At 67.9% G+C, this 8,171-nt stretch carries 7 protein-coding genes and 1 other RNA gene; 5 read left to right on the top strand and 3 right to left on the bottom strand.

Annotated elements, in window-relative coordinates; all coding sequences use genetic code 11:
* A partial coding sequence (locus WAS25_RS09760; protein ID WP_422311519.1) for an adenosylcobalamin-dependent ribonucleoside-diphosphate reductase occupies window positions 1-3,182 on the bottom strand: 3,182 nt, incomplete at its 3' end.
* A 284-nt stretch (window positions 3,183-3,466) separates the two neighbouring features.
* On the opposite strand from WAS25_RS09760, the gene ffs reads away from it, so the two are divergent.
* Both ffs and WAS25_RS09750 read left to right on the top strand, forming a co-directional pair.
* Window positions 3,467-3,562, top strand: an RNA gene (gene ffs / locus WAS25_RS09755) — signal recognition particle sRNA small type.
* 424 nt (window positions 3,563-3,986) lie between these two features.
* Entirely contained in the window at window positions 3,987-4,448 is a 462-nt protein-coding gene (locus tag WAS25_RS09750) for a VOC family protein (RefSeq protein WP_422311517.1), read from the top strand.
* A gap of 18 nt (window positions 4,449-4,466) precedes the next feature.
* Here WAS25_RS09750 and WAS25_RS09745 read toward each other — a convergent pair whose 3' ends face one another.
* Entirely contained in the window at window positions 4,467-5,339 is an 873-nt protein-coding gene (locus WAS25_RS09745) for a TIGR02757 family protein (protein WP_422311515.1), read from the bottom strand.
* A gap of 138 nt (window positions 5,340-5,477) precedes the next feature.
* Between WAS25_RS09745 and WAS25_RS09740 the strand changes: the two genes are divergently transcribed.
* Window positions 5,478-5,882 (top strand): hypothetical protein, encoded by a 405-nt coding sequence (locus tag WAS25_RS09740; protein ID WP_422311513.1) that lies wholly within the window; start codon window positions 5,478-5,480, stop codon window positions 5,880-5,882.
* 17 nt (window positions 5,883-5,899) lie between these two features.
* On the opposite strand, the gene WAS25_RS09735 is transcribed toward WAS25_RS09740, so the two are convergent.
* Window positions 5,900-6,421: a hypothetical protein gene (locus WAS25_RS09735; RefSeq protein ID WP_422311511.1), complete on the bottom strand. Its 522-nt coding sequence runs from the start codon at window positions 6,419-6,421 to the stop codon at window positions 5,900-5,902.
* Window positions 6,422-6,547: 126 nt separating this feature from the next.
* Between WAS25_RS09735 and hemH the strand changes: the two genes are divergently transcribed.
* Window positions 6,548-7,495 carry a ferrochelatase gene (gene hemH, locus WAS25_RS09730; RefSeq protein WP_422311509.1) on the top strand — a complete coding sequence of 316 codons (948 nt, stop codon included), beginning with the start codon at window positions 6,548-6,550 and terminating at the stop codon, window positions 7,493-7,495.
* Window positions 7,492-8,171 (top strand): protoporphyrinogen/coproporphyrinogen oxidase (locus tag WAS25_RS09725; RefSeq protein ID WP_422311507.1); only part of this gene is annotated, 680 nt, incomplete at its 3' end. The genes hemH and WAS25_RS09725, both read left to right, overlap by 4 nt.

The following is an 8,171-nucleotide window of genomic DNA, read 5'->3' as shown; positions in this document are numbered from 1 at the left end:
TCGGGGAAGGGCAGGGGCGTGCCGGTGGGCAGGCTGGGCATGGCGGCGGCGAGGCCGGGGGCCTGGCTGTTGGGCCGCAGCCCCGTCGTGGGATTCACCACCTGGTCGGCATCCACGTGGGCCAGGTCGTAGCGGCCCAGGTAGCTGATGGCCAGCTCGCGGAAGACGAAGTCGATGAGGCTGGTGCTCATCTTGATGGTGTCGCTGCCCGCCACCATGCCGCCGGGCTCGAAGCGGGTGAACAGGAAGGCGTCGCAGAACTCCTCGAGGGGCACCCCGTGCTGCAGGCCCATGCTCACGGCGATGGCGAAGCAGTTGAGGATGGCGCGCAGGGCGGCCCCTTCCCGGTGGATGTCGAGGAAGATCTCACCGAGGCTGCCGTCCTCGTATTCGCCGGTGCGGAGGTAGATCTTGGTGCCGCCCACGCTGACAGCCTGCGTGTAGCCGCCGCGGCGGTTGGGCATGCGCCGCCGGTAGGTGCGCACCAGCTGGTTGGTGAGGGCCTGGGCCACGGCGGGCGTCTTCTCGGTACTGGTGGCCTGGTCGTCCATGAGGGTATCGACGCCATCCAGCAGGTCCAGGTTGGTGGCCATGGCCTGGCTCATCTTCGAGCCGTCGCGGTAGAGGGCTACGGCCTTCAGCATGAGCTGCCAGCTGGCCTCGTAGATGCCGCCGATCTCGTTCACGGTGGCTTCCGCGGGCAGGTTGATGGTCTTGCTGATGGCGCCACTGAGGAAGGGCTGGGCGGCGCCCATCATGCGGAGGTGGCCCATGGGGGCGATGTAGCGCCGGCCCGTGCGGCCACAGCGGTTGGCGCAGTCGAAGATGGGCAGGTGCTCATCCTTGAGATGGGGCGCGCCTTCCACAGTCATGGAGCCGCTGAGGGCCAGCAGGAAGGACTCGACCTGGTCGGGAGTGAAGGCGTCCTTCAGGCGGTCCACGTCGAGGGCATAGGCGGGATCGAAGGCGGTCGGGAGCTTCTGCTCCACGAGAGCGATCTCCTCCTCCGCCCAGCCTGCGCCCTTCAACATCGTGCGGGTGATGCCGGGTGTCTCATCGGTGATCTGCAGCCAGCCCACCACGTGCCGCTCGATTTCCTGGATCTGCCTGGGGCTGTAGCCCAGGCGGGCCAGGGCCTCGGGGATGGCGCGGTTCACCAGCTTGAAGTAGCCGCCGCCGGCCAGCTTCTTGAACTTCACCAGGGCGAAGTCGGGCTCGACGCCGGTGGTGTCGCAGTCCATGAGCAGACCGATGGTGCCCGTGGGCGCCAGCACGCTCACCTGGGCGTTGCGGAAGCCCCACTGCTCGCCGTAGGTGAGCGCCGTGTCCCAGCTCTCGCGGGCTGCCTCAACGATGCGCTTGGGCACGCCAGTGCCATGCAGGCCCTGGGGCCGGATGGAGAGCTGCTCGTACTCCGAGGCCGGGGCGTTGTAGGCGGCGCGACGGTGGTTGCGGATGACCCGCAGCATGTGGTCGGCGTTGCGCTGGTAGCCGGGGAAGGGCCCCAACTCCCGGGCCATCTCGGCGCTGGCGGCATAGGCGTCGCCCGTGAGGATGGCGGTGAGGGCCGCGCACCACTGGGTGCCTTCCACACTGTCGTAGGGGATGCCCATGCGCATGAGCATGGCGCCCAGGTTGGCGTAACCCAGACCCAGGGTGCGGAAGTCGTAGCTGAGCTGCGCGATGGCCTCGCTGGGGAACTGGGCCATGAGCACGCTGACTTCGAGCACCACCGTCCAGAGGCGGATGGCGTGGCGGTAGCCCACCAGGTCGAAGCCGCCGTCCTCAGTGAGGAAGGTGCACAGGTTCAGAGAGGCCAGGTTGCAGGCCGTGTCATCCAGGAACATGTACTCGGAGCAGGGGTTGCTCGCGTTGATGGGGCCGTCCTCGGGACACGTGTGCCAGTCGTTGATGGTGGTGTTGAACTGGATGCCGGGATCGGCGCAGGCCCAGGCGGCGCGGTTCACCTTCTCCCACAGGTCCTTGGCGCGGAGCTTCTTGCAGGTCTTGCCATCGATGCGGCGCCGCAGCTCCCAGTCGCCGTCCATCTCCAGGGCGCGCATGAAAGGGTCGGGCACGCGCACCGAGTTGTTGGAGTTCATGCCGCCCACGGTGTAGTATGCCTCGCCATCCCAGGAAGTGTCGTAGCCCGCAAGGTCCCGCGAGAAGTCGCCCTCGACCAGGCGGCCCAGGCACTGCGTCAGGAACGCGGCCGGCACGCCCTCGCGCTTGGCGCGGGCCAGGGCCTTGCGCAGGGTCTCGTTGGTCTTGGGGTCGGCGTCCTTGGTGGTGGAGCCCTCCACGGACTTGCAGATGGCGTCCCAGTGGCGACGCACCAGGGCGCTGCCGGCGGCGAGCATCGCCACCTTGCGCTCCTCGGTGACCTTCCAGTCGATGAAGGCCTCGATGTCGGGGTGGTCCAGGTCGAGGCAGACCATCTTCGCCGCGCGGCGCGTGGTGCCGCCGCTCTTGATGGCGCCGGCAGCGCGGTCGCCCACGGCCAGGAAGCTCATGAGGCCCGAACTGCGGCCACCACCGGAGAGGGGCTCCTCGGAGCCGCGCACCTTGGAGAAGTTGGTGCCGGTGCCAGAGCCGTACTTGAAGATGCGGGCCTCGCGGGTCCACAGGTCCATGATCCCGCCCTCATTCACGAGGTCGTCGGCCACGCTCTGGATGAAGCAGGCATGGGGCTGGGGCCGCTCATAGGCCGAGGTGGACTTCTCGAGCTCGCCAGTGACGGGATTGACGAAGCTGTGGCCCTGCGCCGGTCCGCTGATGCCGTAGGCGTAGTGCAGGCCCGTGTTGAACCACTGCGGCGAGTTTGGGGCGCACATCTGGTTGGCGAGCATGTAGGTGAGCTCGTCGCAGAAGGCCTGCGCGTCCTCGGTGGTGTCGAAGTAGTGGTGCGTCTCGCCCCAGTGGCGCCAGCAGCCTGCCAGCCGGTGGAACACCTGCCGAGCGTCCTTCTCGCCATTGTTCTGGGCATCGATACCCTTCCGGCGGAAGTATTTCTGGGCCAGGATGTCCACCGCCACCTGGGACCAGGTTTCCGGCACCATCACGTCCTTGGCCTCGAAAACCACCGTGCCGTCGAGCTTCGAGATGCGGCTGGTGCGTGGGACGAAGGGAATTCCTTCCAGGGGATCGTGACCTGCCTTGGTGAAATGGCGGGCAATCTTCATGTGGCTGTCCTGCGCAGAGGGTGGAGAAGGACGGATCGAAAGACATGGCTTGTCCGCGAGGCGTACAAAGCTCTCCCCAGGGGGTGGGAGACTTTGGGGTGACCTCTATGGGTTGTGCCGGGAGAAAAGGATGGCCCCAAGATGTAGGGGTGTCAAGGGGGCGTAACCGGATTTTTCCATCGTTTAAAAACACCCCGGAAATCAGGGACTTTCAGCATAGATGCCAGCCGGCGATGGTCCCATCTGCTGGTGTGCGTGGACCCATCGCGGCTACGCTGGGACCAAGCCGGGCCCCATGCATCGGGGTGCGATGAACCGGGTCAGGTCGGAAGAAGCAGCCCTAAGTCGTTCCCCCGAGTGCCGTGGCAAGCCCGGCCCTTTTGCGCCTTTGGCGCGTCAGGGCAGGGCTTGCCAACCGATCGCGCGGCGCCTGCGGCTTGTGCTCTCGGGTCGGCACTGGCCTGTGCTCCCAGTGGGTCCCCGCTCCGCAAAGCCCACCGGGCTCTGCTTCGCGACCCACTTAGGTCGCGCACGTGGCAAGCCCGGCCCTCCTTTCGCGCGGAGCGCGCAGCGCGAGTCGGACGCGGCTAAATGCCGCGTTCGACAGCAAAAGGAATCGCCACAGCCCACGAAGCCGCGCAGCGGATTCGTGGTTGAGAAGATCGCCCGGCAGAGGGCGGCCGATCGCACGGCGCCTGCGGCTAGCCCTCGCTCGGACCATCCTGGCCCGCAGATTCGAGAATCCACCAAGGAGGGGCTCGACAAGTTGAATGATGAACCTAGCCTTCCGATCAGGAGCCCACGATGACCAAAGTGACCCCCTTCCTGATGTTCAACGATCAGCTCGAGGCTGCGATCGCGTTCTACACCGCGACCTTCCCGGATTCAGAGGTCAGGCAGTTGTCGCGCGCTGGCCAGGATGGCGCCATCACGGCGGCCCAGTTCGTCGTTGGCGGCCAGGCCTTCATGGGCTACAACGGCGGGCCGTACTTCACGTTCTCCCAGGGCTTCTCGCTCTTCGTGGATTGCGAGGATCAGGCCGAGGTCGACCGGTACTGGGACCGGCTCATCGCTGCGGGAGCCACGCCCTCCCAGTGCGGCTGGATCACCGATCCCTTCGGTGTCACCTGGCAGATCGTCCCCCGGCGCTTCATGGAGCTGATCGCTGACCGGAACCCCAGGAAGGTCCAGGGGGTCATGGCGGCGATGATGGAGATGGTGAAGCTGGACGTGGCCGCGCTGGAGAAGGCCTACGAGGAGGCCTAGAGGGCCGCGAACCATCAGCTACCTCAGGGGACCTGCCGTGGGCTTGGAGCCCGCCCGACACACCAAATACAACGGACACGCTGCACAAGTGCTGCGTTTCCGCACGCCGGGACAGTCGCCCAGGATGCCCAGGTGGCTGAGGGCGAAGTCGTAGCGCAAAGGATCGGCGGGATCGAGGCGGCGCAGGGCTTCGGTGATCTCTTGGGCCATCTTCCCGTCTGGAGTGGCGCGGCGGCTGAGACCGATGAACCGCGACACGCGGGCCACGTGAGTATCCAGGGGGATGACCAGTCCATTGGCGGGGTAGCGGGTCCAGAGGCCGAGATCGGGCCACCCGGTGCGCACCATCCAGCGCAGGAACATGCGCCAGCGCTTGCAGGCAGCGCCCTCGAGGGGATCGGGCAGGGAGAACCGGGCCCCGTACGAGCCCGGAAGCTCCACGCGGAGCCGCTGCACCAGGCGGGAGAGGGCCTCGTCCGGCTGTTCCCCCAGGCGGGGCAGGAGGTGGGCCTCCAGGCCGTGGCCGCTCTCGGCATCCAGCTGCTTCCAGGCCAGCAGCCAGGCCACGAGGTCCGGCCCCGTGTGGAAGCGCCAGGCCCAGGCGGCCAGCGAGCGGGTGAGTTCCTTCTGCGCCGCCGGGACACTGCGGTTCCTCAGCCACTCGGAAGGTCGGTCGCCCAATGGCGCCAGGACGCCTCTCACGGCCCGGATCATGGGCTCCACCCGCCCATAGGCCAGGTGGGCGGCCACAAAGGCCGCGACCTCCCGGTCCAGTGGGGACTCGTAGGCTAGGACGACGCTGAGGGGGTCGCTCCCGAGGGCCCCGGTCGTGTCGTAGCGGGCGCAGAGGCCGTCCAGGCGAGCCTTCAGGGCAGTCGTCGAGGTCGCCATGGGGCAAGTGTCCCAGGATCCCCGGTGTGACGGCTCGGAAAAAACCCCGCCTCGTGCCTAAAAACACTATGTAGATGAAGCACTTCCCGTTAGTCTGGTGAGCGGTGGCCCGTGGCCCCTCTGGAGAATCAACCGCACATGATGAACCTGCGTGGCCTTGGCAATCTGGCGAAGATCCTTGAAGAAGCCGCAAAACCTGATTCCGTGTTGCGGGAAGACCGTGAAAAGCCGAAGCCGAAGGTTCTCAAGAAGGGTGAGAAGGCCGGGAACATCCGGGTCATCGATCCCAAGCGGAAGGTCTGGTACGAGAAGCGCCTGAAGGAGATCACCGCGAAGGCGAACGCTCCTGTGGAAGAGTCCGCTTCCGGCCCTGTCAGCGCCCCCGTGATGCCCGCCGCCCCGGCCCTGGCCAAGAACGTGGCCTCCCTGCTGGGCGGCTCCCTCCTGCAGACCCTGGCCGCCGCCAAGGACGCGAAGCCCAAGGCCGAAGGCCAGAAGCGCTCCGAGGCCTGGCGCCGCAAGCCCGGCGAATCGATCTTCTAACCCATCGACTTGCTGATTCAGGCCCCGGTCTCAGCCGGGGCCTGAATCTTGTACTTCCGCCCGATCCATGTGGCTGCGAGAGGCCGCTCAAAGCGGCCCTGGCGCAGGTCGCCCAGGGTCAGCAGGGCCAGGTCCAGCACCGGGGTGGCGCCGTCCAGGGTGCCGTCTTCCAGCCGCGCTTCGATATCGCTGCGCGGGATGGCGCGGATCCCATCCGCCAGCCGCACGATCAGGGCCTGGGGATCTTCGAGGGCCAGCCCCAGCTTCGCCGTGAGCTGGTTGATGCCGCGCAGCATGCCGTCGATGGCGCAGCCCGAGGGCTGGGCAGCGAGGGTAGGTTCCGCCACGGCGAGGATGCGGCGCTCCAGGAGGGTCCAGGCGCCCTGGTACTGCACGCCCTTGTGCCGCCAGCGCCCCAGCAAAGCCTCCACCTCCGGCGCCAGGACTGTTGCCTCGGTGTCATGCGTCAGGGCCAGCAGCCAGAGCCGGGCCTCATCGGGCAGGCTGGCGAAGGCGGACAGGGCGGCAGGGACGGGCATGGGCACTCCGGGTGTTGGAACAGTCTATGGGATGCCGCCCGTCCCGCGTCCATGCCCGCTTCTGTCACGCTGCGTCCAGGCTTCCGTGACGAAAGTGGCGGGCTCCCTCGCGTAAGGTGGAGGACGATGCGCGACACGGCCCTTCTCCTCCTCAACCTCGGCGGCCCCGTGAACTTGGGCCAGGTGGAGCCTTTCCTGGCCGCCCTCTTCGGGGACCGGGACCTCATCAAGCTGCCGGGGCCGGCCTGGCTACAGCCGCCACTGGCCCGGCTCATCGCCCGGCTGCGGGCCCCCAGCGCCAAGGGGCGCTATGCCGAGATCGGGGGTGGCTCACCCTTGTTGAAGGAGAGCGCCTTCCAGGCCTCGGCGCTGCGGGCGGCCCTGCGCGCCGCGGGTCGGGATGAGGCCGTGAAGCTCTGCTTCCGCTGCACGGCGCCCCGGGCCAAGGGCCTGCTGCAGGCGCTCAAACGCCAGGGCATCCGCAAGTTGGTGCCGGTGACGCTCTACCCCCATGACTGCCGGGCCACCACCGGCTCGAGCCTGCGCGAGTTGGCTCTCGAAGCCGCGAAGATCGGCATGGAACTGCTCCCGGGCGTGGACCACTACGCCACGGATCAGGACTACCTGGATGCGCTGGAACGGCCCCTGCGTGAGGCCCTCCAGGAGCTGCCGGGCGCCACGGTGATCTTCAGTGCCCACAGCCTGCCCGTGAGGCAGATCGAGGCCGGCGATCCCTACGAGCAGGAGATTCACGCCACCTGCGATGCGCTGAAAACCCGCATCGGCGAGTTGCCCGGCGGGTACCTGCTGGCCTACCAGAGCCGCACGGGACCCGTGCGCTGGCTGGAACCGCCGCTGAAGTCCGTGCTGGAGTCCATGGGCGGCAAGGATGTCATCGTGGTGCCCATCAGCTTCGTCACCGAGCACATCGAGACCCTGCACGAGCTCGACATCGAGTACCGCCACGTGGCTGACCAGGCGGGCATCCGCACCTACCGCCGCGTGGCCCCCCCAGGCACCGACCCTTCGTACATCCGCTGCCTCACCCGGCGCGTCCTGGAGATCCTCCCATGAGCACCTTGATCCTCGGCGGAGGCGTCACGGGCCTGGCCGCGGCCTGGCACCTGCAGCAGCGCGGCGAGGCCGTGGAGGTGTGGGAGGCCGGCGCCAGTGTGGGCGGCTGGATGAAGACGCTGCCCTGGGAGGGCGGCCACGTCGAGACCGGCCCCCAGGGTGTGCTGTGGCAGAAAGGCACCGCGGTCGATCGCCTTTTCACAACCATCGAGCTCCCCTTCAAGTCTCCGGGCACCGGAGCCCGCTGGGTGGGGAAGGGCGGGCGCCTCATTCCCGTGCCCGCCTCGCCGCCGGCCCTGATGTTCTCGCCCCTGATGTCGCTGGGCGCAAAGCTGCGCATGGTGCTGGAGCCCTTCCAGCCCGTGCGGGCCGCGGAACCCGAAGAGGGGCTCAGCGCCTTCATCACTCGCCGGCTGGGCAGGGGCGTGGCCACGGAGCTGCTGCCGGCCATGGTGGCGGGCGTGCTGGCCGCGCCGCCCGAAATCCTGTCGGTTGATGCCATCCCCAAGCTGCGCCAGTGGGAGGCCACGGGCAGCCTGGTGAACGGCATCCGCAAGAGCGGCGTGAGCCACATGGTGGTACCCGAAGGCGGCATGGGCCAGCTGCCCATCCGGCTGGCCGCCAAGCTGCCCACCGTTCGCACGGGCCTGCGCGCCGAACGGCTGGAGGCGCTGCC

This window comes from Geothrix sp. (assembly GCF_049292215.1).
Taxonomy (GTDB): domain Bacteria; phylum Acidobacteriota; class Holophagae; order Holophagales; family Holophagaceae; genus Geothrix.
Note: the sequence above shows the minus strand (reverse complement) of the source record. Positions and strands in the feature narration are given on the sequence as shown.